Source organism: Pectobacterium quasiaquaticum (assembly GCF_014946775.2).
GTDB classification, from domain to species: Bacteria; Pseudomonadota; Gammaproteobacteria; order Enterobacterales; family Enterobacteriaceae; genus Pectobacterium; species Pectobacterium aquaticum.
On record NZ_CP065177.1, the window covers coordinates 612,858 to 635,062 of the forward strand.

At 49.3% G+C, this 22,205-nt stretch carries 21 protein-coding genes and 1 tRNA gene; 14 read left to right on the forward strand and 8 right to left on the reverse strand.

The window, feature by feature from the left end; all coding sequences use genetic code 11:
- Positions 1-31: 31 nt before the first annotated feature.
- Positions 32-502 carry a transcriptional regulator ArgR gene (argR, locus tag IG609_RS02880; protein WP_039274176.1) on the reverse strand — a complete coding sequence of 157 codons (471 nt, stop codon included), beginning with the start codon at positions 500-502 and terminating at the stop codon, positions 32-34.
- A 468-nt stretch (positions 503-970) separates the two neighbouring features.
- On the opposite strand from argR, the gene mdh reads away from it, so the two are divergent.
- Positions 971-1,909, forward strand: a complete 939-nt coding sequence (mdh, locus tag IG609_RS02885; protein WP_193397434.1) for a malate dehydrogenase — start codon at positions 971-973, stop codon at positions 1,907-1,909.
- Between the two features lie 70 nt (positions 1,910-1,979).
- On the opposite strand, the gene IG609_RS02890 is transcribed toward mdh, so the two are convergent.
- A complete protein-coding gene (locus IG609_RS02890; protein ID WP_039470687.1) occupies positions 1,980-2,243 on the reverse strand; it encodes a helix-turn-helix domain-containing protein in 264 nt (87 codons plus the stop codon).
- A 187-nt stretch (positions 2,244-2,430) separates the two neighbouring features.
- Here IG609_RS02890 and IG609_RS02895 point away from each other — a divergent pair, with 187 nt between their 5' ends.
- Both IG609_RS02895 and IG609_RS02900 read left to right on the forward strand, forming a co-directional pair.
- On the forward strand, positions 2,431-2,817 hold the full coding sequence (locus IG609_RS02895; RefSeq protein ID WP_193397433.1) for a DNA-binding protein: 387 nt from the start codon (positions 2,431-2,433) through the stop codon (positions 2,815-2,817).
- A 272-nt stretch (positions 2,818-3,089) separates the two neighbouring features.
- A complete protein-coding gene (locus IG609_RS02900) occupies positions 3,090-3,464 on the forward strand; it encodes a DNA-binding protein (RefSeq protein ID WP_039485888.1) in 375 nt (124 codons plus the stop codon).
- 78 nt (positions 3,465-3,542) lie between these two features.
- Here the strand turns inward: IG609_RS02900 and ispB are convergent, their stop codons facing one another.
- On the reverse strand, positions 3,543-4,514 hold the full coding sequence (gene ispB, locus IG609_RS02905; RefSeq protein ID WP_193397432.1) for an octaprenyl diphosphate synthase: 972 nt from the start codon (positions 4,512-4,514) through the stop codon (positions 3,543-3,545).
- A gap of 257 nt (positions 4,515-4,771) precedes the next feature.
- On the opposite strand from ispB, the gene rplU reads away from it, so the two are divergent.
- The 4 genes from rplU to cgtA all read left to right on the forward strand — a co-directional run bounded on the left by rplU (position 4,772) and on the right by cgtA (position 7,844).
- Positions 4,772-5,083, forward strand: a complete 312-nt coding sequence (gene rplU / locus IG609_RS02910) for a 50S ribosomal protein L21 (protein ID WP_010283026.1) — start codon at positions 4,772-4,774, stop codon at positions 5,081-5,083.
- 19 nt (positions 5,084-5,102) lie between these two features.
- On the forward strand, positions 5,103-5,360 hold the full coding sequence (gene rpmA, locus IG609_RS02915) for a 50S ribosomal protein L27 (protein WP_005971498.1): 258 nt from the start codon (positions 5,103-5,105) through the stop codon (positions 5,358-5,360).
- Positions 5,361-5,449: 89 nt separating this feature from the next.
- Positions 5,450-6,412: a DMT family transporter gene (locus IG609_RS02920; protein WP_193397431.1), complete on the forward strand. Its 963-nt coding sequence runs from the start codon at positions 5,450-5,452 to the stop codon at positions 6,410-6,412.
- Positions 6,413-6,671: 259 nt separating this feature from the next.
- On the forward strand, positions 6,672-7,844 hold the full coding sequence (cgtA, locus tag IG609_RS02925; RefSeq protein ID WP_039282291.1) for an Obg family GTPase CgtA: 1,173 nt from the start codon (positions 6,672-6,674) through the stop codon (positions 7,842-7,844).
- 69 nt (positions 7,845-7,913) lie between these two features.
- On the opposite strand, the gene dacB is transcribed toward cgtA, so the two are convergent.
- Entirely contained in the window at positions 7,914-9,347 is a 1,434-nt protein-coding gene (gene dacB / locus IG609_RS02930; protein ID WP_193397430.1) for a serine-type D-Ala-D-Ala carboxypeptidase, read from the reverse strand.
- Positions 9,348-9,615: 268 nt separating this feature from the next.
- Between dacB and greA the strand changes: the two genes are divergently transcribed.
- The gene (gene greA / locus IG609_RS02935; protein ID WP_095701554.1) at positions 9,616-10,095 is read left to right on the forward strand and encodes a transcription elongation factor GreA; all 480 of its coding nucleotides are present in this window, start codon (positions 9,616-9,618) and stop codon (positions 10,093-10,095) included.
- Positions 10,096-10,223: 128 nt separating this feature from the next.
- Here the strand turns inward: greA and yhbY are convergent, their stop codons facing one another.
- A complete protein-coding gene (yhbY, locus tag IG609_RS02940; RefSeq protein WP_010283039.1) occupies positions 10,224-10,517 on the reverse strand; it encodes a ribosome assembly RNA-binding protein YhbY in 294 nt (97 codons plus the stop codon).
- 144 nt (positions 10,518-10,661) lie between these two features.
- On the opposite strand from yhbY, the gene rlmE reads away from it, so the two are divergent.
- From rlmE to IG609_RS02970, 6 genes are all read left to right on the forward strand, one after another.
- Positions 10,662-11,291 carry a 23S rRNA (uridine(2552)-2'-O)-methyltransferase RlmE gene (gene rlmE / locus IG609_RS02945; protein ID WP_095701555.1) on the forward strand — a complete coding sequence of 210 codons (630 nt, stop codon included), beginning with the start codon at positions 10,662-10,664 and terminating at the stop codon, positions 11,289-11,291.
- 56 nt (positions 11,292-11,347) lie between these two features.
- Positions 11,348-13,288, forward strand: a complete 1,941-nt coding sequence (ftsH, locus tag IG609_RS02950) for an ATP-dependent zinc metalloprotease FtsH (protein ID WP_102118085.1) — start codon at positions 11,348-11,350, stop codon at positions 13,286-13,288.
- Positions 13,289-13,405: 117 nt separating this feature from the next.
- The gene (gene folP, locus IG609_RS02955) at positions 13,406-14,239 is read left to right on the forward strand and encodes a dihydropteroate synthase (RefSeq protein WP_193397429.1); all 834 of its coding nucleotides are present in this window, start codon (positions 13,406-13,408) and stop codon (positions 14,237-14,239) included.
- Between the two features lie 8 nt (positions 14,240-14,247).
- Positions 14,248-15,585: a phosphoglucosamine mutase gene (gene glmM / locus IG609_RS02960; RefSeq protein ID WP_193397428.1), complete on the forward strand. Its 1,338-nt coding sequence runs from the start codon at positions 14,248-14,250 to the stop codon at positions 15,583-15,585.
- A 249-nt stretch (positions 15,586-15,834) separates the two neighbouring features.
- Positions 15,835-16,167 (forward strand): preprotein translocase subunit SecG, encoded by a 333-nt coding sequence (secG, locus tag IG609_RS02965; protein ID WP_193397427.1) that lies wholly within the window; start codon positions 15,835-15,837, stop codon positions 16,165-16,167.
- A gap of 24 nt (positions 16,168-16,191) precedes the next feature.
- Positions 16,192-16,278 (forward strand) — tRNA-Leu (locus IG609_RS02970).
- Between the two features lie 63 nt (positions 16,279-16,341).
- Here IG609_RS02970 and IG609_RS02975 read toward each other — a convergent pair.
- From IG609_RS02975 to IG609_RS02985, 3 genes are all read right to left on the reverse strand, one after another.
- A complete protein-coding gene (locus IG609_RS02975; protein ID WP_116155143.1) occupies positions 16,342-17,358 on the reverse strand; it encodes an NADP-dependent oxidoreductase in 1,017 nt (338 codons plus the stop codon).
- 52 nt (positions 17,359-17,410) lie between these two features.
- On the reverse strand, positions 17,411-18,037 hold the full coding sequence (locus IG609_RS02980) for a hypothetical protein (RefSeq protein ID WP_193397426.1): 627 nt from the start codon (positions 18,035-18,037) through the stop codon (positions 17,411-17,413).
- Between the two features lie 64 nt (positions 18,038-18,101).
- Positions 18,102-22,175 (reverse strand): non-ribosomal peptide synthetase, encoded by a 4,074-nt coding sequence (locus IG609_RS02985; protein WP_193397425.1) that lies wholly within the window; start codon positions 22,173-22,175, stop codon positions 18,102-18,104.
- Positions 22,176-22,205 lie beyond the last annotated feature (30 nt).

The window sequence follows — 22,205 nt, forward strand, 5'->3', positions numbered from 1 at the left end:
CGTAGTGAAGAAAGCGTAGCAAAAAAGCGCATTACAGCTCTTGTTCGAATAGAACCAGAATCGCTTCGTAAAGCTGTTTGACGCTGAAGCCTCTTGCTGGGGTGGTAAAGATAGTATCATCCCCCGCGATGGTGCCGAGAATGCCTTCTGACTTACCTAATGAGTCCAGCAGGCGAGCAATGAGCTGCGCAGCGCCAGGGCTGGTATGGATCACGACGACGGCATCATTGTAATCCACGTCCAGTACAAGGTTCTTCAGCGGGCTGGACGTCGTCGGGACGCCAAGTTCAGCAGGGAGACAATACACCATCTCCATTTTGGCATTGCGAGTGCGCACGGCGCCAAATTTCGTTAGCATGCGTGACACCTTGGATTGGTTGATGTTTTCAAATCCGTCGTCTTGCAATGCCTGAACAATTTCACTTTGAGAACTGAACTTCTCTTCTTTTAACAGCGCCTTGAACGCTTTAACGAGGTCTTCTTGTTTTGTCGAATTTCGCATTCTGCACCGGATTAATTGTTATGGTTAATCTTCCTATTATGCAGTTGTGTGAATTTTTATGCAATTAAATTGCGTATAATTCCAATCCATTTCACCAGATATGCGTTAGTCGCTGTTTTCAAAAAAAATCGACTCTCGGGTAGTCCGAAAAATGCGTCCTGCGTCACATAAAAGTAAATCAAATGTTATCAGAATGATGTTGTTTGGACGCCACCGATCGGTGTAATGTAGCGCACAGGTTAATTGCACGTGAATGAACACCGCGTTATAGCTCAATAGCTTATTAACTTTACTTACCTTTTAAACGAATGGTTGTTTTTGATTTATTATTAGAGACATAGCGTATTTTTGTCTCTCATACAATTTGTGGAGAGATAAGTAGGTTGCTCGTATTCCCATTTTTATATTCTGTTTATAACCAAATGAATTCACGGCACTTTTTTATTTTACGATAATAAGGAGTTTAGGATGAAAGTTGCAGTTCTCGGAGCAGCAGGTGGTATCGGTCAGGCACTCGCACTCCTCCTCAAAACCCAGCTTCCTTCAGGTTCAGAACTATCCCTTTACGATATCGCTCCGGTCACGCCGGGGGTTGCCGTCGATCTGAGCCATATTCCTACAGCCGTGAAGATCAAAGGTTATAGCGGTGAAGATGCTAAACCAGCGCTTGTTGGTGCAGATATCGTGCTGATCTCCGCGGGTGTGGCACGTAAACCTGGTATGGATCGTTCCGATCTGTTCAACGTCAATGCTGGCATTGTGCGTAATCTGGTTGAGCAAATTGCGGTTACTTGCCCGAAAGCCTGTATCGGTATCATCACCAACCCGGTGAATACAACCGTTGCCATCGCAGCAGAAGTGCTGAAAAAAGCTGGCGTATATGACAAAAACAAACTGTTCGGCGTCACCACGCTGGATATCATCCGTTCCAACACGTTCGTTGCTGAGCTGAAAGGCAAACAGCCGCAGGACATTAATGTGCCGGTTATCGGTGGACACTCTGGTGTGACGATTCTGCCACTGCTGTCTCAGGTTCCTGGTATCAGCTTCAGCGAGCAGGAAGTGGCCGATCTGACCAAGCGTATTCAGAATGCGGGTACTGAGGTTGTTGAAGCCAAAGCGGGTGGCGGATCGGCAACGCTGTCTATGGGTCAGGCAGCTGCGCGTTTTGGTCTGTCTCTGGTTCGTGCGCTGCAAGGTGAAAACGGTGTGGTTGAATGTGCATACGTTGAAAGTGATGGCAAATATGCCCGCTTCTTCGCTCAGCCGATTCTGTTAGGTAAAGACGGCGTCGCCGAGCGTAAAGACATCGGCACATTAAGTGCTTTTGAGCAAAATGCGCTTAGCAGCATGCTGGATACGCTGAATCAGGATATTGAGTTAGGCGAGACATTCATCAAGAATTAATCATTGAGATGTTTCTAATACGTGACGTTGAATAAAAAGCCGGAGATGTCCATCTCCGGCTTTTCTTTTTTTAATCGGGGCGGATGAGTTTTTTTCTGTCGATAAGCTCATTAGTTTCTGGATTGTAGTACCGGCTGGGCCAAATCTCTGATGGGTGAATACCCAGCGCATCGGCAATAAGCCACTCCCCTTTGGGCCAAGGGCGTGATAGTGCATTAGCTAGTGTAGATGAGCTTAATCCGGCCGCTCGCGATACCGCCGCCAGCGTCGTGTTTTTCTTGCGCAGTGCAGCAATGATATCAGCGGGATGCCAGTCTTGTTTCCTTAAAATCATAATCCTTCCCTTATTTGCTATAAGACGACTATAGATTAGTGGTATAAATAACGGATGTTAGTTATATGCCGAACTAACATGACATTATTATTTGGAAATAATATAGCATTAATTTTCCTTAAAATTCTCAATTAATTTCCAAATAGTCGCGTTTTTGTTAGGGATGGCACTATCAGGATGAAAGGCAATGAAAAAAGAGTGGTTTGCTACCAGCGAATTGGTTGGAGTCGGCGGCCTTCCGAAATCAAGACAAGGATTAAATAAACGCGCCCGCGAGGATGGATGGGAGAAGCGTCGCCGTAGAGGCGTCCAGGGAAGAGGGGTGGAATACTCAATTCACAGCTTGCCGGATACGGTAAAAAAATCCCTATTACTCGAAATCGAGCCTTCCGCCTACTCGGCGAAACAGCCTGCGGCACTGGCCGTATGGATGCAGATCTATCAACAACTATCTGAAAAAGAAAGAAATGAGTTAATCGCTTATATTTTGCGAGTCGGGGTCTCTACCACGCTGAGCCAGTTAGGCATTACACCGTCGGATGAGGAACCTATCTCATCGATGGTGATTGACTGATTCGCTACTGGCGATCTTTTTGAACGTTAATCATCAGCGATTTGAACGTTAATCATCAGCGATGAAAAGGAACCTGTGCTTTCTTTTGCTTTATAGTCCGTTATGTTGCCGCGGTGGTTGGGTATCACGCTGGATTTCATCATTTCTTCTATTATTTAGGTGTACTGGTAACATGTAAGAGTTAGCGGTTTAGGTAACAATAGTCTATTATATGGAAACTTTTGGGCGAGTTGACGTAATGCCTGTTCAAAACAAACAAGGGAGTGACGAGTATGGACAAAGAGTGGTTTGCAACAAGTGAGCTGGTTGGCGTAGGTGGTTTGCCGAAATCACCGCAGGGGCTGAACAAACGGGCGCGTGACGACGGTTGGGAAAAGCGCAGGCGGAAAGGGGTTCAAGGGCGTGGTGTCGAATACTCTATTCGCAGTTTGCCAAACGAGGTCAGGAACTCCCTACTGGTAAAGGAAAATCCTCCAACCGAGTATTATCGTATAGATAATGAGCCTACCCTGCTGTCATCGTGGGTGCATATCTTCCATCAACTTTCCGTTGATGAACGAAGTCGGCTGATTAATTTCATCTTGCGTGAAGGGACAATAGCGATGCTGTCTCGGCTGGATGATGTCACACTCGACCAGACTGCCTAAGTCTGGCGAACGAGTAGCGCTGCAAGACAGCGCTACTTATGAATCAACGATCTTATCAGATAAGAACCTTACACCACGTTAGAAATCGCGCTGTACGGCTAAGTGAGCAAGGCCTTCGAGCGCCATACGGTGTGGCGTTTCCGGCAGCAGTTGTAGTGCGCTAATCGCCTTATCTGCCTCTTCTTCGGCACGCTGACGCGTATAATCAAGTGAACCACATTGCTGCATGGCGGCAAGAACCGGTCCCAGCAGATGACGCCCGTTTCCTTCTTCAATCGCCTTGCGAATCATCGAACGTTGTTCTGCATTACCATGACGCATCGCATGCAGCAGCGGCAGTGTTGGCTTGCCTTCATTGAGGTCATCGCCCGTGTTTTTACCCAGCGTTTTGCCGTCCGCGCTGTAGTCGAGCAGATCGTCAATTAACTGGAACGCAGTGCCCAAGTAGCGGCCATAGTCCTGAAGCGCTTTTTCTTGCTCTGGCGTTGCGCCGGCAAGAATGGATGAAGATTGCGCTGCTGCTTCAAATAAACGCGCTGTTTTACTGTAAATGACGCGCATGTAGCTTTCTTCAGTGATATCTGGGTCGTTGCAGTTCATTAGCTGCAAGACTTCGCCTTCAGCAATCACGTTCACTGCCTCTGACATCAGCGCTAGCACACGTAACGATTCGAGGCTGGTCATCATCTGGAAGGCGCGAGTATAGATGAAATCCCCAACCAACACGCTTGCTGCGTTGCCAAAGGCGGCATTTGCTGTCGCTTTACCCCGACGCATGTCGGACTCGTCTACCACATCATCATGTAGCAGCGTTGCGGTGTGGATAAATTCGATCAGTGCGGCGACAGTGACATGCTTATCACCGGTATAGTCGAGGGCTCTGGCTGCAAGTACAGCAATCATCGGGCGTATACGTTTTCCACCACCGCTGATGATGTAATGTCCAAGCTGGTTTATCAAAACGACGTCGGAATTCAGTTGTTCAAGAATGACGTTATTAACAGCCGCCATATCCTGTGCAGTCAATGCTGTAATTTGTTCTAGATTCATGGTTTGTGCCAACGTATGTCTTCAACACTGCCGTAAGATATGCTGTTGCATATCGGCAAGACGGAACTTATTGCGCCGATTGTACTTGAAAAATGAGAGAGATAAACGGCAGTTGATACGTTGTATTCTTTTTCTTCACATCCGTTGATTATGCACTTGTCATCCTCAGTATTTTTGCGTAGAATTCGCGCCCTATTATGAATATTTATAGCGTGCTCTGAAACCTATTAACGGGTGCGCGGAAAGCGGAGTTTTATATGTACGCAGTTTTCCAAAGTGGTGGTAAACAACACCGAGTAAGCGAAGGTCAAACCGTTCGCTTGGAAAAGCTGGACATCGCAACTGGTGAAGCCGTTGAGTTTGACCAAGTTCTGATGGTTGCCAACGGTGAAGAAATCAAAATCGGCGTTCCTTTCGTCGATGGCGGTAAAATCAAAGCTGAAGTTGTTGCTCATGGTCGTGGCGAAAAAGTGAAGATCGTTAAGTTCCGTCGCCGTAAACACTACCGTAAGCAAGCAGGCCACCGTCAGTGGTTTACTGACGTGAAAATTACCGGCATCAGCGCTTAAGATTAGGAGAGCGGATTAAATGGCACACAAGAAAGCTGGCGGTTCAACCCGTAACGGTCGTGACTCTAACGCACAACGTCTGGGCGTAAAACGTTTTGGCGGCGAAAGTGTACTGGCTGGCAACATCATAGTTCGTCAACGTGGTACTAAATTCCATGCAGGAACTAATGTTGGCTGTGGGAAAGATCATACTCTGTTTGCTTTGACTGATGGTAAAGTTCAGTTTGAAGTTAAAGGCCCGAAAAACCGTAAATTTATCAGCATCGTTGCTGAATAATTTTTCGCTTTAGGTCTGACGGATTTAAGCCCTGCAATTCTTTGCGGGGCTTTTTACATTCTGATTCTGAGTAAACCATCTGGATAAGTATGAATACTAAACAACAGACGGGCATCGGTCTTTGTCTGGCGCTGACTACGGCTGTTTGCTGGGGGGCGTTACCGATAGCCATGAAACAGGTTCTGGTGGTGATGGAACCTTATACGATTGTTTGGTATCGCTTTTTTATTGCTTCCATTGGACTTGGCATTATTTTGTCATCCCGTAAGACGTTGCCACCAATGCGTGTTTTCCGGCATCGGCGCTGGTGGGTTCTGCTATTGATTGCGACGGCTGGGCTGCTGGGTAACTTTGTTTTCTTTAGCTCGTCTCTCCAATATCTGAGCCCGACAGCGTCTCAGGTTATCGGGCAGCTTTCCCCTGTTGGGATGATGTTCGCCAGCGTACTTATCCTAAAGGAAAAGATGCGCGGTACGCAGGTTATTGGTGCGATCATGCTGATCTGTGGTCTGCTCCTGTTCTTTAATACCAGCCTGATTGAGATTTTTACCCGACTGACAGACTACACGTTGGGCGTGCTGCTGGGTGTTTGCGCCTCGGCGGTATGGGTATCCTATGGTGTAGCGCAGAAAGTTCTATTGCGACGTCTGACATCACAGCAGATTCTGTTTTTGTTATATGCTCTGTGTGTCGTCTTTATCACGCCTTTTGCCAAGCTTGAGGTTATTTTTCAACTGAGCAACTGGCAGCTTCTTTGCCTGTTATTCTGCGGTGCGAATACGTTGATTGGATATGGTGCGCTGGCGGAGGCAATGGCTCGCTGGCAGGCGTCGCAGGTTAGTGCGGTCATTACGCTGACGCCGTTGTTTACGCTGCTGTTTTCCGATCTGCTGGCATTAGGGTGGCCGACTTTCTTTGCTGTGCCAGTATTGAATTGGATTGGTTACGTCGGTGCGTTTGTGGTTGTTGCTGGCGCCATGTTTTCCGCTATTGGACATCGTTTCCTTCCTAGAAAGAAAGAGCCTGTGCTGCCATTGGTCGCGAAAAAATAGCTTAAGAGAAAGTGTATTGCAGTGGTCACTGCCATCTTTTGACAGCCTGCATGTGTTGTTTATTTTTAATACAGATGAAATTATTGGAGCGGGCAGGTACAATCCGCTCCTTTGCTGGAATGCGTTCTGGTGCGTCAGTTTTTTAATGGTGAGTAGAAATACGCTACATGCCGTAAAATCAAAAAGTTACGCCAAGAAGAACCAATAACAAGCCTAAAACACGTAGATATTCTCTATTGGTTTTTTGCGGAGAGAATCAATGAAGTTTGTAGATGAAGCCACAATTCTCGTTGTGGCAGGCGATGGCGGTAACGGTTGTGTCAGCTTTCGCCGTGAAAAATATATTCCCAACGGCGGTCCGGATGGTGGTGACGGCGGCGACGGCGGCGACGTTTATCTGTTGGCAGACGAAAACCTGAACACGCTGATCGACTATCGTTTTGAAAAATCCTTTCGCGCTGAGCGTGGACAAAACGGGCAAAGTCGTGACTGTACGGGTAAACGCGGCAAAGATATTACGATTAAAGTCCCTGTTGGTACCCGTGTTCTGGATCAGGGAACCGGCGAAGTTCTGGGCGATATGACGCGTCATCAGCAAAGCCTGATGGTGGCGAAAGGCGGCTGGCATGGTTTAGGTAACACGCGTTTTAAATCGTCCGTCAACCGTGCTCCTCGTCAGAAAACCAGCGGTACGAAAGGCGAAGAACGTGAGCTGACGCTAGAACTGCTGTTGCTGGCGGACGTGGGCATGCTTGGCCTGCCTAACGCAGGTAAATCGACCTTTATCCGCGCAGTATCAGCAGCAAAGCCGAAAGTGGCGGATTATCCGTTTACCACACTGGTGCCGAGCCTTGGTGTTGTCCGTATGGATAGCGAGCAGAGCTTTGTTGTGGCGGATATCCCTGGTTTGATTGAAGGCGCATCTGAAGGCGCTGGGTTAGGGATTCGTTTCCTGAAACACCTTGAACGCTGTCGTGTCCTGTTGCATCTGGTTGATTTAGCACCGATTGACGAGTCAGATCCAATTGAAAATGCCAAAATCATTATCAACGAGTTAGAGCAGTATGGCGCGGGTTTGGCAGAAAAACCACGTTGGCTGGTTTTCAACAAGGTTGATTTGATCGACAAGGCTGAAGCGGAAAAACGTGCCAAAGAGATTGCGGCTGCGCTTGGCTGGGATGATAAGTACTATTTGATTTCTGCAGCGAACCGTGAAGGCGTCAACCCACTTTGCTGGGATGTGATGAACTTCCTGAAAGCCAATCCGAAAGTAACGGCGATTGCCGAAAGCGCACCGGAAAAAGTGGAGTTCATGTGGGATGATTATCACCGCGAACAGCTGGCTGAGATAGAAAAAGAAGCTGAAGAAGAGTGGGATGATGACTGGGACGATGAAGATGATGAAGGCGTTGAAATCATCTATCAAAAATAATTCGTTCTTCTGCTAGTCATGTCTTACATACGCGGGCTTATCCTATCAGGGTAAGCCCGCGTTGTTCTTTTAATTGCTCTGGTAAATATCTTTATAGAGACGGCTTTCAAATCTCACCAGAGGGACGCGACGTGCGCGCTGGTCTTCTGGTGGCACGGCATAGCCGGACAGGAACTGGACGAATGCCATGCGCTGGCCGCTCGCAGTAGTAATGAAGCCTGCCAGATTGTATACGCCCTGCAATGCCCCTGTTTTAGCCGAAACCTTGCCATCGACGCCAGCTTCATGCAGGCCTCCACGATAACGCAGCGTGCCGTCATAGCCGGAAAGCGGAAGCATCGTGATGTAATTCAGTTCATTATCGTGCTGTGCGATGTACTGCAAGACCTGCATCATCGTCTCCGGTGAAATCAAGTTGTGTCGTGACAGGCCTGAACCATCGACAACAATGCTGTTTCCTAAATCTACACCCGCTTTCTGACGCAGAATTTGTCGCACGGCATCAGCGCCAGCGCGCCATGTTCCTGATACGCTAAAACGCTCGTGCCCAATAGTACGAAAGACCGTATCGGCAATCATGTTGTCTGATTTTTTCAGCATGATAGTGAGCAAGTCGTGCAGCGGAGGCGATTGCGTCTGGGCCAGTACGCTTCCCGCTGGACGAAGCTGTGTTTGGCGGCGAAGGCTGCCTTTAATACGAATATCTGCCTGCTGTAGCTCATCTTTAACGATAGCGCCGGCATAGCTGGCGCCATCCTGAATCGCGAATGCCAACGGAAGCGGCTCTGTGCGTTGAACCAGACAACCTGTAAGCGTAAAGTGATTTAATTCCCCAGGGACTACATCCAATTCGCAGTATTGGGCATCGGCTGAACCTTTAGCCAGCGTGCGGACTTCGCTGAACATTTGCACCGGATAATAGGATGCAACGCGGATAAACGCATTATCACCCGCTTTAGGCGCACTGTAGAGTGAGACGGAGAAGCAGTTGCGATCGACAATCGCAGCACTCGGAGGGGCGCTGAAACACTGTGTCATGTCGTTCCAGGGCCAGCCCGGCGCTTTATCGTGACTGGCGAACACTGAGGTGTCGATCAGCACGTCCCCCGAGATTTCCTGTATCCCGCGCTTTCTTAATTCCTGCACCATATTCCGTATTTGCTGGCGCTTAAGCGTAGGATCGCCGCTAAACCGTACAATGAGATTACCGTTCAGAATACCGCTGGTAACAGGCCCGTGGCTTTCCATCGTGGTGATGAACCGATAATCTGGACCTAATTGCAGTAATGCAGCTAATGCGGTTATCACCTTTTGCGTACTGGCTGGAAGCGCCATTTGCTGGCTATTGAAGGCCATACTGGGTGTTGTTGCGCCAACTTTTTGTACCAATAGCGCCAAATTGGCACCATCTGGTAAATATTGGCGATGATCCTCAACAGAAGCTGCATTGGCATGCAGAACAAAAGCGCAGGCAAGTCCGGTAACAATCGATGAAAAACGCATAATCTCAGCTAATAACGGGGTAACGTGTGGTCATACTACGGCGCAACAAGGGCTAAAGTAAACGATGACCCTCATTGAACTCTGGGGTAAAATACGTATCAAAATGCAAAACCACTGCTAGCCTGGAAATTTTGTTCTGGGGCTGGTTGCTTTTGTTTTATGTCCAGTGAGGACTTGCACGTTGCAGAGACTCCGTCGCCTTTGATTTTTAGCGCGTCAGGATGACGATTATTTGAGTCTTACGGACTTTTTTAGAGGTATAGACAATATGAAACAATTTCCGATGACATTGCGTGGCGCTGAAAAATTGCGTGAAGAGCTTGACCACCTGAAATCTGTGCGTCGACCTGAAATTATTGCCGCGATTGCCGAAGCACGTGAGCACGGCGATCTGAAAGAAAATGCAGAATATCATGCTGCCCGCGAGCAGCAGGGTTTTTGTGAAGGACGTATTCAAGATATTGAAGCAAAACTGTCTAACGCACAGGTTATCGATGTCACGAAAATGTCAGCGAACAATGGGCGTGTTATTTTTGGTGCGACTGTGACGGTGATGAATCTGGATAACGAAGAAGAGCAAACCTATCGAATTGTTGGCGATGACGAAGCGGATTTTAAACAGAATCTGATCTCTGTGAATTCCCCTATCGCGCGTGGCCTGATCGGCAAAGAGCAGGATGACGTTGTGGTCATCCGTACACCGGGCGGCGACGTGGAATATGAGATCCTGAAGGTCGAATATCTATAAATCTTGCCGAGTTGTTGATTAAAACAGCAAAAATTGTAAAGAAAAGAAAAAGGCCGCTTGCGGCCTTTTCTCTAACCGATAGGCATGGCACCTTTCCGTTAAAACCGAGTATCCTGAAATAAAAAGTGTTATCGTGGTAACACAATTTTACGTTCTTTTGCAGGCCGGTAGAGCACCAACGTATGGCCGATAACCTGAACGTTAGCGGCACCCGTTTCACGAACAATTGCCTCCACGATCAAGGCCTTGGTTTCGCGATCTTCCGTCGCTACTTTTATCTTGATCAGCTCGTGATGTGCCAATGCTTGTTCGATCTCAGCCAGAACACCTTCGGTGAGACCGTTATTACCCAGCATGACAACCGGTTTTAGCGGATGTGCCAAGCCTTTCAGGTGTTGTTTTTGTTTATTACTTAGGTTCATTGTCTTTTTTACTTAGGTTGGGATTGAAAACGGGTCATTCTACCGCCATCTCATAATTATAACCAATTTGACTGCTCTGATTGGTAATATGTGAGAAGTTTCTCCCCACACACGAGCGTGTTACTGAGAATAGTTGGAAAATCGATGGCGAATAAAAAGCGTTCTGCAAGTTCCAGTCGCTGGTTGCAGGAACACTTTAGCGATAAATATGTGCTGCAGGCCCAGAAAAAAGGGCTGCGCTCACGTGCTTGGTTTAAACTTGACGAAATACAGCAAGGCGACAAACTGTTTAAACCCGGTATGACAGTTGTGGATTTAGGCGCGGCACCTGGCGGCTGGTCACAGTATGTGGTCACGCAAATAGGTGGAAATGGTCGAATTATCGCGTGTGATATTTTACCGATGGATCCGATTGTCGGCGTCGATTTCCTGCAAGGGGACTTTCGTGATGAACTGGTCCTCAAAGCCTTGCTCGAAAGGGTTGGCGATAGCAAAGTTCAGGTGGTGATGTCTGACATGGCCCCTAACATGAGTGGTACTCCAGCTGTTGATATTCCGAAGTCGATGTATCTGGTTGAATTAGCACTTGGTATGTGTCGAGATGTATTAGCACCAGGCGGAAGTTTCCTGGTGAAAGTGTTTCAGGGAGAAGGTTTTGATGAATACCTGCGGGAAATTCGCTCCCTGTTTACGAAAGTGAAAATTCGTAAACCAGACGCCTCACGTGCCCGGTCTCGTGAAGTGTATATTGTAGCGACAGGGCGCAAACTGTAGTACCCTAACGCTGTTTTTTAACACAGTTGTAATATGAGGTTAATCCCTTGAGTGACATGGCGAAAAACCTAATTCTCTGGTTAGTCATCGCAGTGGTGCTGATGTCTGTTTTCCAGAGCTTTGGGCCCAGCGAGTCGAATGGCCGTAGGGTGGATTATTCAACCTTCTTGACTGAAGTGAATCAGGATCAGGTCCGTGAAGCACGTATTAACGGGCGTGAGATCAGTGTTATCAAAAAAGACAGCAACAGATACACGACTTACATTCCTGTCAATGACCCCAAGCTACTGGATAACCTGCTAACGAAGAACGTGAAAGTCGTTGGTGAGCCGCCGGAAGAACCGAGCTTGCTGGCTTCTATCTTTATTTCTTGGTTCCCGATGCTGTTACTGATTGGCGTCTGGATCTTCTTCATGCGTCAAATGCAAGGCGGCGGCGGTAAAGGCGCTATGTCCTTCGGCAAGAGCAAAGCGCGCATGCTGACTGAAGATCAGATCAAGACGACGTTTGCTGATGTAGCGGGTTGTGACGAAGCGAAGGAAGAGGTTAGCGAACTGGTCGAGTACCTGCGCGAGCCTAGCCGTTTCCAGAAACTGGGCGGTAAAATTCCAAAAGGCATTCTGATGGTCGGCCCGCCGGGAACAGGTAAAACGCTGCTGGCAAAAGCGATTGCCGGTGAAGCGAAAGTGCCTTTCTTTACGATTTCCGGTTCTGACTTCGTTGAAATGTTTGTCGGTGTCGGTGCTTCTCGTGTCCGTGACATGTTCGAGCAGGCGAAGAAAGCTGCGCCTTGTATCATCTTTATCGATGAAATCGACGCCGTTGGCCGTCAGCGTGGCGCAGGTCTGGGCGGTGGTCACGATGAACGTGAACAAACGCTTAACCAAATGCTGGTTGAGATGGACGGCTTTGAAGGCAACGAGGGCATTATTGTCATCGCCGCAACTAACCGCCCTGATGTTCTTGACCCCGCGTTGCTGCGTCCAGGTCGTTTTGACCGTCAGGTTGTGGTTGGCCTGCCAGATGTTCGCGGTCGTGAGCAGATTCTGAAAGTTCACATGCGTCGCGTACCGCTGTCTCCAGATATTGATGCGTCAGTGATTGCACGTGGTACGCCAGGCTTCTCTGGTGCAGATTTGGCTAACCTGGTTAACGAAGCCGCATTGTTCTCCGCTCGTGGTAACAAACGCGTTGTTTCGATGGTCGAATTTGAGAAAGCGAAAGACAAAATCATGATGGGTGCAGAGCGCCGTTCCATGGTTATGACTGAGAAGCAGAAAGAATCGACGGCGTATCATGAAGCTGGGCATGCGATCATTGGTCGCCTAGTGCCAGAACACGATCCGGTTCATAAAGTGACGATCATTCCGCGTGGTCGTGCGCTGGGGGTGACGTTCTTCCTGCCTGAAGGCGATGCGATCAGCGCCAGCCGTCAGAAGCTGGAAAGCCAGATCTCTACGCTGTACGGTGGTCGACTGGCCGAAGAAATTATTTATGGCGTGGAGCATGTTTCTACGGGCGCGTCCAATGACATCAAAGTGGCAACCTCGATTGCTCGTAACATGGTGACGCAGTGGGGCTTCTCTGAAAAACTCGGTCCGTTGCTCTATGCGGAAGAAGAGGGTGAGGTATTCCTCGGTCGTTCTGTGGCAAAAGCCAAGCACATGTCTGATGAAACCGCGCGTATTATCGATCAGGAAGTAAAATCGCTGATTGAACGTAACTATGTGCGTGCTCGTGAACTGTTGATGGCAAACATGGATATTCTTCACTCAATGAAAGATGCGTTGATGAAGTATGAAACCATTGATGCGCCGCAGATCGATGACCTGATGGGACGTAAGAAAGAAGTACGTCCGCCAGCCGGTTGGGAAGCGTCTCGTTCTGACAACGATTCTGGTAACGGTGGCGGTACACCTAAAGCCCCTACGCCAGTGGATGAGCCGCAGACGCCTAATCCTGGTAATACGATGTCTGAGCAAGTGGACGACAAATAATCCGCCTGCGATTCACATCTGTAACTTACGAAACCCCAGCTCAGGCTGGGGTTTTTTACTGGGAGCGTTCTTCGAACCACATTTCATGCTAACTACACCAGACTGCGGAGGTAAATCATGCAACTGGTCGCCAGAGACTCAACGTTGGATCTTTCCTGCCCACACATCATGGGTATCCTTAACGTCACGCCGGACTCTTTTTCCGATGGAGGTAAACACAACAAGCTCGATGCGGCATTACTGCACGTTCAGGAGATGGTTACCGCGGGGGCGACCCTGATCGATATTGGCGGTGAATCGACACGCCCCGGTGCGGTTGAGGTAAGTACGGAAGAAGAGCTGGACCGTGTGGTGCCCGCGGTTGAAGCCATTGCTAAACGCTTTGACGTATGGATATCGGTCGATACGTCAAAGCCCGAAGTGATGACGGCGTCGGCGCAGGCGGGGGCACATCTGATTAATGATATTCGCGCTTTGCAAGAACCCGGTGCTCTGGAGGCGGCCGCAGCTACAGGTTTACCAGTCTGTCTGATGCACATGCAAGGTATGCCGAGAACCATGCAGCACAAACCGCATTATGATGACCTGATGCAGGACATTGGCGATTTCTTGCAGCAGCAGATTGATCGCTGTGTGAATGCTAATATTCCGAAAAGTAAGCTATTGCTGGATCCTGGGTTCGGATTCGGTAAGAATCTTGCCCATAATTATGCGCTTCTGGCTCGCCTGAGCGAGTTACATCGTTTTGAACTGCCTCTTCTGGTTGGTATGTCGAGGAAATCCATGATTGGACAGATCCTCAACGTACCGCCTGCGCAGCGTGTTCATGGCAGCGTCGCTTGTGCGGTGATCGCGGCGATGCAGGGGGCGCAGATTATTCGCGTTCACGATGTTAAAGAAACGGCTGATGCTATGCGCATTGTTGAGGCCACCCTTTCTGCGAAGGAATGAAAAACGAGATGAGTAACCGCAAATATTTTGGTACCGACGGTATACGTGGCAAGGTTGGTGATACGCCGATTACCCCTGATTTTGTACTTAAACTGGGCTGGGCTGCGGGGAAAGTGCTAGCTCGGCATGGTTCGCGTAAAATTATTATCGGCAAAGATACCCGTATTTCTGGCTATATGCTGGAGTCTGCATTGGAAGCTGGGCTGGCCGCCGCCGGTTTATCGGCTTCTTTTACTGGCCCGATGCCTACGCCTGCGGTTGCTTATCTTACCCGCACGTTTCGTGCTGAAGCGGGTATCGTGATTTCGGCTTCTCACAATCCTTATTACGACAACGGTATTAAATTCTTCTCGATTGACGGCACCAAGCTGCCAGATGAAGTAGAAGAAGCAATCGAAGCTGAACTGGAAAAACCACTGACGTGCGTTGAGTCCTCAGAGTTAGGTAAAGCCAGCCGCATTGTTGACGCTGCCGGACGCTACATCGAATTTTGCAAAGGAACGTTTCCGAGCGAACTTAGCCTTAATGGCTTAAAGATTGTCGTCGATTGCGCCAATGGCGCTACCTATCATATCGCCCCTAGCGTATTGCGCGAGCTTGGCGCTAAAGTCATCGCGATTGGCTGTGAGCCAGATGGCATGAACATCAATGAAGAGTGCGGGGCGACGGATGTCAGGCAGCTACAGGCGCGTGTGCTGGCTGAAAAAGCGGACGTTGGTCTGGCGTTTGACGGCGATGGCGATCGGCTCATCATGGTCGACCATTTAGGCAACAAGGTTGATGGCGATCAGATTCTGTATATCATCGCTCGCGAAGGTTTACGCCAAGGGCAACTACGCGGTGGCGCGGTGGGCACGCTGATGAGTAACATGGGGCTTGAGGTGGCGTTAAAACAACTGGGTATCCCGTTTGCTCGTGCCAAAGTGGGCGACCGCTATGTATTAGAAATGATGCAGGCAAAAGGGTGGCGCATTGGTGCGGAAAACTCCGGTCATGTGATTCTGCTGGACAAAACCACGACGGGTGACGGTGTGATTGCCGGTTTGCAAGTCCTTACCGCGATAGTGAAAAACCATATGAGCCTGCATGATTTATGCAGCGGTATGAAGCTGTTTCCACAGATTCTGGTCAATGTGCGGTTTACGGGGGAACACGATCCGCTGGAAGACAAAAATGTGCAGCAGATTACGCAGGATGTGGAAAAAGAATTGGCTGGACGCGGACGGGTATTGCTGCGTAAATCCGGTACTGAGCCACTCATTCGCGTTATGGTTGAGGGTGAACACGAAGAGACGGTCATCGTGTTGGCGAATCGTATTGCCGATGCAGTAAAAGCCGCTGGCTGAGGGCGTTTTTGATTCGCCAATCAGTGAGATAAGGCTTTCGATAGGTATCTTGCGTCGAAAGCCGCTGTTTTTTTCTGCAATCAACCTGTGTTGACTAAATTACCCTTGCGTACGCTACATCCTTTGGTTAGTATTCAGACCCGCTTGATAAGGGATGTTCTACATCCTGCTTCGCGGAATGACACGCGGTTTACCGCCAGAATATAGCATCTCCATGAATCATGGAGAAAACGGTTAACGGGTACGACTATGTACGAAGCTCTATTAGTAATTTTCCTGTTAGTATCGATCGGGCTAGTTGCTTTGATCATGCTTCAGCAGGGTAAAGGTGCTGATATGGGGGCCTCGTTCGGAGCAGGTGCTTCTGCCACTTTGTTCGGTTCGGGTGGCTCTGGTAATTTCATGACCCGCATGACAGCAATACTGGCGACCCTGTTTTTCATTATTAGTCTCATTCTGGGCAACTTAAGTTCGTTGCAGAAAAGAGGCGGAACATGGGACAACCTGAACCAGCCAGAAAAAGCAGAGCAGACGACAACGCCTGTTGCGCCTTCAACGCCGGTGAGTGATATTCCGAAGTAAGCGTTTTAAATCAGCGATTGTGATGCCGTGGTGGTGGAATTGGTAGACACGCTACCTTGAGGTGGTAGTGCCCGATTGGGCTTACGGGTTCAAGTCCCGTCCTCGGTACCAACATAAAAAATAGACGTCTATCGACGTCTATTTTTTTTGTCTTTAATTTACTGTCTCAGCGCCTTACAGGCGCACCAACTGCTTGCCAAAGTGTTTGCTGTCTAATAAGTCGATAAAGGCTTGAGGCGTATTCTCTATTCCCTCAATAATGTTCTCTCGATATTTTAACTGCCCTTTCTCCACGGCATCCAATAGCCAGATATTTGCTTCTGCATAGTCTTTGAACCACTCGGTGACGAGAAAAAAGCGGCTCAGCGGCGCATCGGGGAGAGAAGAAAAAAATGCCACTATGTTGGACGCGTCAACGTCAGGATCCTGATTGTATTGTGCCGCACTGCCACAGACGGGGACTCTTGCGCCTTCGTTAAGCAGTTTGGCAACGAAAAGTGAAACTCTGCCGCCAACGTTTTCAAAATAGATATCAATTCCGTTAGGGCAGGCAGCCCGCAAAGCGTGATTTAAGTCATCTTCTTTATAGTTAACACAGGCATCAAAGCCTAATGTCTCAACGACATAGCGACATTTTTCTTCGCTTCCAGCCAGACCGACAACCCGACATCCAGCCTGTTTACCTAACTGACCAACGACGGAACCTACGCTCCCTGACGCGGCGGATACCACCAACGTTTCTCCCGTTTTGGGTTTGGCAATTTTGTTCATGCCAAAATAAGCGGAACGTCCCGGTGTGCCCACCACGCCGAGAAAAACAGAGGGTGACAGGGCCGTTGACTGCAGGCGATGCGTAATAAAATCCTGAGGCGTGCCGACATAGTATTTCTGCCAACCTGAAAACGTGAACACACAATCTCCAACCTTAAAGTGTGGGTTCTTCGTTGCCACGACGTAGCCTACCGTTTCACCTTGAATCACTTCTCCCTGTTTGATTGGGCTCACATAGGCTGTGTTTTTGTTAAGCCGTGGGCGTGTATAAAGATCAATGGATAGCCATTTATTTTCAACCAGATATTCGCCAGGCTGTAGTGCATTGATATGGCGTTCTTCGAGCCTGAAATCCTCTAACTGTGCGGGGCCATCAGGATGACGATTCAGTACAATCAGCTTGTTTTCTAACGGGTTCATAATATTCCCTATATTTAATATTCATTATGTTATGCACTACCTGCAACGCTGATCAGGCAGCGTTATTGTGTGCGAGTGATGACCAGCGATGCTTTGGCCATCGGAAACTGAAGATCACCAGCAGTAGCGTAAGAGGCCATCCGCTGATGAGGACAAGCGTATCCATCGGCAAACCAGACTGGCGGGAAAGTAGGTAGATAATGATGGCTTTCACCAGGTAAACCAGAATCCAGACCAGTGATACCTCGTTCCAGACTCGGACGTACTGCGGTGTGCCATAAACGGGGAGTGTCTTAAGCTCTGGCGTGGCTTGTTCCGCCAATGTTTGTATGACCGGACGCCCCTTGATGCTGTAAATGGTAAAAATAATCACGGTTGAAATTGCGCCGCTGACCGACAAAAAGACGCTCTCTTGATGGATATCAAACAGGATGATGCCTTCCAGATAAAGGTAGTGGCTAAGCCCCGATACCAGAATGAGAGCAATGATTGGCAGATAACCTTGCCAGCGGCTGATGAGTTGCAGTACACCGGAATAGATCGCGGTTATTAACAGCGCGACGCCAGCCCCCCATTGTAAAAATGCGATGTTATACATAACGACCGGTATGATGATGGTCAGAAGCGCATCGCGCGATACCAGATATCGCCAAACGGTTAACGACGGGGGATGGCCCATGTTTTCTCCTCACTTGCGTAATAAAACCGCCGTTCTGCGTTTGAAACCGCAGACGGCGAATGTGTTATTGCCATACTTTTTTGAGCTGTTCGGCTATGCGGGAAATGTGCGGTGCGTTCATCATTGAGATATGATCGCCGGACGTCGGCAGTACCGTCAGGCAACCTGAAGTGAGGCGACGCCACCCCAGTCCTGACTCTGGCAGGCGGATACGGCCGGGTAAAATATCTTCTGCCTCGACGACCAGCACATCACCTGAGTAGCGCTCGCCACGGTAAGCGTCCGTCGCATAGATATGGGTTTGCAGGATATTAATAAAGTCCTGAAATTCTCCAGGCCCAATCGACTCAGGAACCAGCCCCACACGTTTAAATTCGGCCAGAAAGCGCGACGTTCGTTGCGCATTGCTCATGTCTGCAAGCAACTGTTCTGAAAGATCGAAAGATGCACCGGTAAACAAAGCCACTTTATGCGCAAAATACGCCAGACGTTCAGCCTCGTTCATGTCTGTTGAGCCATCAATGTTGATCTCTGGAGCAGGCTGGTCCAACACTAACACCGTCGGTGTTATGCCTTTTTTCGCGAGCTGCTGCGCCATTTCAAAAGCAATAGTTGCACCGAGAGACCATCCTCCGAGTACCAGGCGGGAGTGATGAACGATGTCGCCAGCTTCTGAGAGATAGAAAGCGGCAAGCGCTTTGATATCGGCGTTATAAGGCTGGTTAACACTGAAATCGGGCACCTGAATACCATAGATCGGATAGCGCTCGCCCAGTTCACGCGCCAGCCCGGAATAACACAGCACGTTACCGCCAGCGGGATGGATCAGAAGCAAAGTGGGGTTATCTTCAGGCTGCCCACGATTGATCGTCACCCTTGCGGCTTGAGTCTGCGATCCCTTGTCTTCAATCACGCGGGCCAACTGGGCAATGCTGCTGTTTTCGAACAACTGCCCCAGAGACAGGGATGTCCCAAAGTGCTGATTAACGCTCAGGATGAGCTTTAATGCGCTGAGAGAATTCCCACCAAGAGTAAAGAAGCTCTCCTGCGTATCAATCGTCTCGCTTTGTAAAATGTCGCGATAAATTTCATGCAGGTCGTGTTCACGCTGATTTTCCGGGGCATGGAATGCTACGCGCTTTTCTGCTGAAGGCAGGGGTAACGCAGCATAATTTATCTTACCGCTGGCGGTTAATGGCATCGCGTCTAGCCATACCCAGCGTTCTGGCTGCATATAGTCTGGCAGCTTTTTTTGCAGCGCCGTTTTTACTGTGGCCTGACTGGGTTCATCAATGCCGCACAGGTAAGCGGTTAAGACGGTTTCCCCGTGGGACAGCGTGTTTTGTTTAATAGCAACGTGGGTCGCATTAGCAACCTGTTGCAATACCTGTTCGATCTCCGTCAGCTCAACACGGTAGCCGCGCACTTTCACCTGACGATCCAAGCGTCCCATAAATTCAAGATTGCCATCAGGCAGGAAACGACCTTTATCACCACTGCGATAGAGCCGCTCGCCCTCAAGGTAAGGATGAGGAATAAAGCGCGCGTTATTTTGATCTGGCAGGCCGATGTACCCTTCTGCGACATGCGAACCGCCCAGATAAATTTCTCCTGGTAAACCAGCCGGAACGAGCTGGTTATAAGGATCGAGCAGCAGAACATGGCTATCAGACAGAGGTTTACCAATAGGCAAATAGTCGCCCGAAAGGAGACTGAGATCGTCAGGCACCGGATAGGTGGTGACGCCGACGGTGCATTCGGTTGGCCCATAATGATTGAGTAGGCGGCAAGACGTTTGGAACTCGCGTACACGCTTGATGAGTGACAGAGGAACACGTTCTCCGCCGATAACCAATAACTGACGAGGCAACAGCGCTTCAGCCTGCGGTGACGTCAATAACGTCGCTAAATGCGACGGCGTAATCTTTATGCAATCGACTGGGTATTGCGCCAGATAAGCGAACAGCTCCTGTGGGGAGCGGAGTAATTCCGTGCTAATCACGTCTAACTGACCCTGATGAATCAGCGCGGGGAACAGTACCGTGTGTGCCAAATCGGTGGTGAAGGATGAAAACATGCCGTAGCGGGCATCAGGCGGCAGGTTGAGCACGGGCCGAATGGCCTGACAGTAGTGGCTAAGCTGGGAGTGTTTGACACGAACGCCTTTCGGTTTGCCGGTACTGCCCGAGGTATAAATGATGTAAGCCGGACCATCCGTAACCTGTGGCTGCGATGGGTTGCTTACCGGCATCATGCTGCGATTTTGTCTTACGTAGAGGCAGGGGAGTCTGTCACCGGGTGCCTGTTCGTCGATGATGACACAGCGGGCGGCGGAATTTTGCAGGATGAACTCAACCTGTTGTTCAGGGAGATCGATATCGATGGGAACATAGCATCCGCCTGCTTTTAACACGGCCAGAATCGCGACGACGTAATACTCGCTTTTCGGCATGAACAGCGCGACACACTCGCCATGAGCAATGCCGTCTTTCTGGAGCTGATGAGCCAGCTGGTTTGCCCGTTCATTGAGCTGAGCATAGCTGAACGTACGGCCTTCACAGCGAACCGCGATGGCATTGGGATGTTGCTGTGCCTGTTGTTCAAACTGCCGATGAACCGCAGGCGGGAACGTATTAGCGGTTGGGCGGCATTGTGCGATTGTCGCGCGGCGTTCTTCGTCGCTTAACAGTGAGATATCCCGAACGGTTAACTGCGGCTGGGTGATTAAGGTTTCAAGAACGGTCCGCAGATCGTTCAGCATGCGCTGGATGGTGCTGCTGGAAAATAATGCGCTACTGTAGTTCATGGTGAACAGCAGGCCGTCGCTATCCTTGTCTTCTTCTACCCATAAGTTCAGATCCAGTTTTGCGGTGCCGTAATCCACTTTTAACGGCTTATATTTGAACCCGCCATAGCTGCTGTGAAAATGGGGGAAGACCTGATACGTCAAGATTGCCTGAAAGATGGGATTGATCTGGGGATTACGCACATAGGTAATCTCGTCCAGAATATAATTGAACGGCACATCCTGGTATCTCAAGGTTTCTTCACACTCGGCGCGCGCGCCCTCGATCAGGGAGGCGACACTGGCATTAGGATCGATATCAAAACGTAATGGCAGGGTATTCATGAATAGCCCCATCATGTTTTGCGTGGCAGGTAAATTTCGGTTGGCAAACGGTGCGCCGATGATGATTTCCTGCTGCCCGCTGTATTTATGCAGCATGAGTTGGTATGCCGTGAGGATAACGTGGAATTGTGTCGCCTGATGCTGTGTCGCACAGGTTTGCAAGCGCTGGCAGAAAGATGCATCAAAGAACTGGCTGGCGATTCCCCCAGTGGTGCTCATTTTGGCCGGACGCGGGTAATCCGTCGCCAGATCTAACTGCCCTGTGATGCCATCCAGCTTCTTCGCCCAGTAGGCCAGCCCGGTCTGGTATTCACCCTCGGTATGCCACCGATCTTCCGCCAGTGCATAATCAGTGAACTGGAGCGTTTTTTCGCTGGGTAATGTCCCGCCCTGTAGCAGACGAAAGTAGTTTTCCATGAGCATCTTGAAGAACACATTGACCGTCCACCCGTCGGAAATAATGTGATGAAAGGTCAGGAACAGCACATAGTCATATTGATGGGTTTTGACCATATGGAGATAAACCAAGGGGCCATTTTCCAGATCAAAAACAATATTCCCTTTCGCTTTGGCCGTCTCCGAGACATATTTTTCAATGTCTTCTTCGCTGAATGCGGAGATATCTTCAAAGCTGAACGTGAAAGACATGTCATCAGCAACGCACTGGCACACATCGTTGTCGATCAGTCGGAATGTCGTACGCAGAATGTCATGTTGTTGCATCAGATAGTCGAGCGTTTGCTGTACTCGCTGCGGCTCCATGTCGTGCTCGATCCGGCAGGCAAGCACATAGGGATTATTGTAGACCTGACTATCGTCAAGGTATTGGGAGAGCATCCAGATACGCTTCTGCGCGCTGGTCATGGGGAAATGTACTCTGCCGGGTGTCGCGTGCGGAACAATGGCTTTGCCTGAAGATGCGTTGCCCGTTTTCTTCTTTTCTCTTGCCAGCTTTTTGAGTTCATCCAGGCTAAGCGAGGTCAGTTTTGCGGTGGGAAGCTGCGTCATTATCGAGTCTCATTTTGTGGCATTCGGTTT

Bases quoted from the DNA above. Each gene is read 5' to 3' on its own strand.
- argR (WP_039274176.1), bottom strand. From the start codon at position 502: ATGCGAAATTCGACAAAACAAGAAGACCTCGTTAAAGCGTTCAAGGCG.
- mdh (WP_193397434.1), top strand. From the start codon at position 971: ATGAAAGTTGCAGTTCTCGGAGCAGCAGGTGGTATCGGTCAGGCACTC.
- IG609_RS02890 (WP_039470687.1), bottom strand. From the start codon at position 2,243: ATGATTTTAAGGAAACAAGACTGGCATCCCGCTGATATCATTGCTGCA.
- IG609_RS02895 (WP_193397433.1), top strand. From the start codon at position 2,431: ATGAAAAAAGAGTGGTTTGCTACCAGCGAATTGGTTGGAGTCGGCGGC.
- IG609_RS02900 (WP_039485888.1), top strand. From the start codon at position 3,090: ATGGACAAAGAGTGGTTTGCAACAAGTGAGCTGGTTGGCGTAGGTGGT.
- ispB (WP_193397432.1), bottom strand. From the start codon at position 4,514: ATGAATCTAGAACAAATTACAGCATTGACTGCACAGGATATGGCGGCT.
- rplU (WP_010283026.1), top strand. From the start codon at position 4,772: ATGTACGCAGTTTTCCAAAGTGGTGGTAAACAACACCGAGTAAGCGAA.
- rpmA (WP_005971498.1), top strand. From the start codon at position 5,103: ATGGCACACAAGAAAGCTGGCGGTTCAACCCGTAACGGTCGTGACTCT.
- IG609_RS02920 (WP_193397431.1), top strand. From the start codon at position 5,450: ATGAATACTAAACAACAGACGGGCATCGGTCTTTGTCTGGCGCTGACT.
- cgtA (WP_039282291.1), top strand. From the start codon at position 6,672: ATGAAGTTTGTAGATGAAGCCACAATTCTCGTTGTGGCAGGCGATGGC.
- dacB (WP_193397430.1), bottom strand. From the start codon at position 9,347: ATGCGTTTTTCATCGATTGTTACCGGACTTGCCTGCGCTTTTGTTCTG.
- greA (WP_095701554.1), top strand. From the start codon at position 9,616: ATGAAACAATTTCCGATGACATTGCGTGGCGCTGAAAAATTGCGTGAA.
- yhbY (WP_010283039.1), bottom strand. From the start codon at position 10,517: ATGAACCTAAGTAATAAACAAAAACAACACCTGAAAGGCTTGGCACAT.
- rlmE (WP_095701555.1), top strand. From the start codon at position 10,662: ATGGCGAATAAAAAGCGTTCTGCAAGTTCCAGTCGCTGGTTGCAGGAA.
- ftsH (WP_102118085.1), top strand. From the start codon at position 11,348: ATGGCGAAAAACCTAATTCTCTGGTTAGTCATCGCAGTGGTGCTGATG.
- folP (WP_193397429.1), top strand. From the start codon at position 13,406: ATGCAACTGGTCGCCAGAGACTCAACGTTGGATCTTTCCTGCCCACAC.
- glmM (WP_193397428.1), top strand. From the start codon at position 14,248: ATGAGTAACCGCAAATATTTTGGTACCGACGGTATACGTGGCAAGGTT.
- secG (WP_193397427.1), top strand. From the start codon at position 15,835: ATGTACGAAGCTCTATTAGTAATTTTCCTGTTAGTATCGATCGGGCTA.
- IG609_RS02975 (WP_116155143.1), bottom strand. From the start codon at position 17,358: ATGAACCCGTTAGAAAACAAGCTGATTGTACTGAATCGTCATCCTGAT.
- IG609_RS02980 (WP_193397426.1), bottom strand. From the start codon at position 18,037: ATGGGCCATCCCCCGTCGTTAACCGTTTGGCGATATCTGGTATCGCGC.
- IG609_RS02985 (WP_193397425.1), bottom strand. From the start codon at position 22,175: ATGACGCAGCTTCCCACCGCAAAACTGACCTCGCTTAGCCTGGATGAA.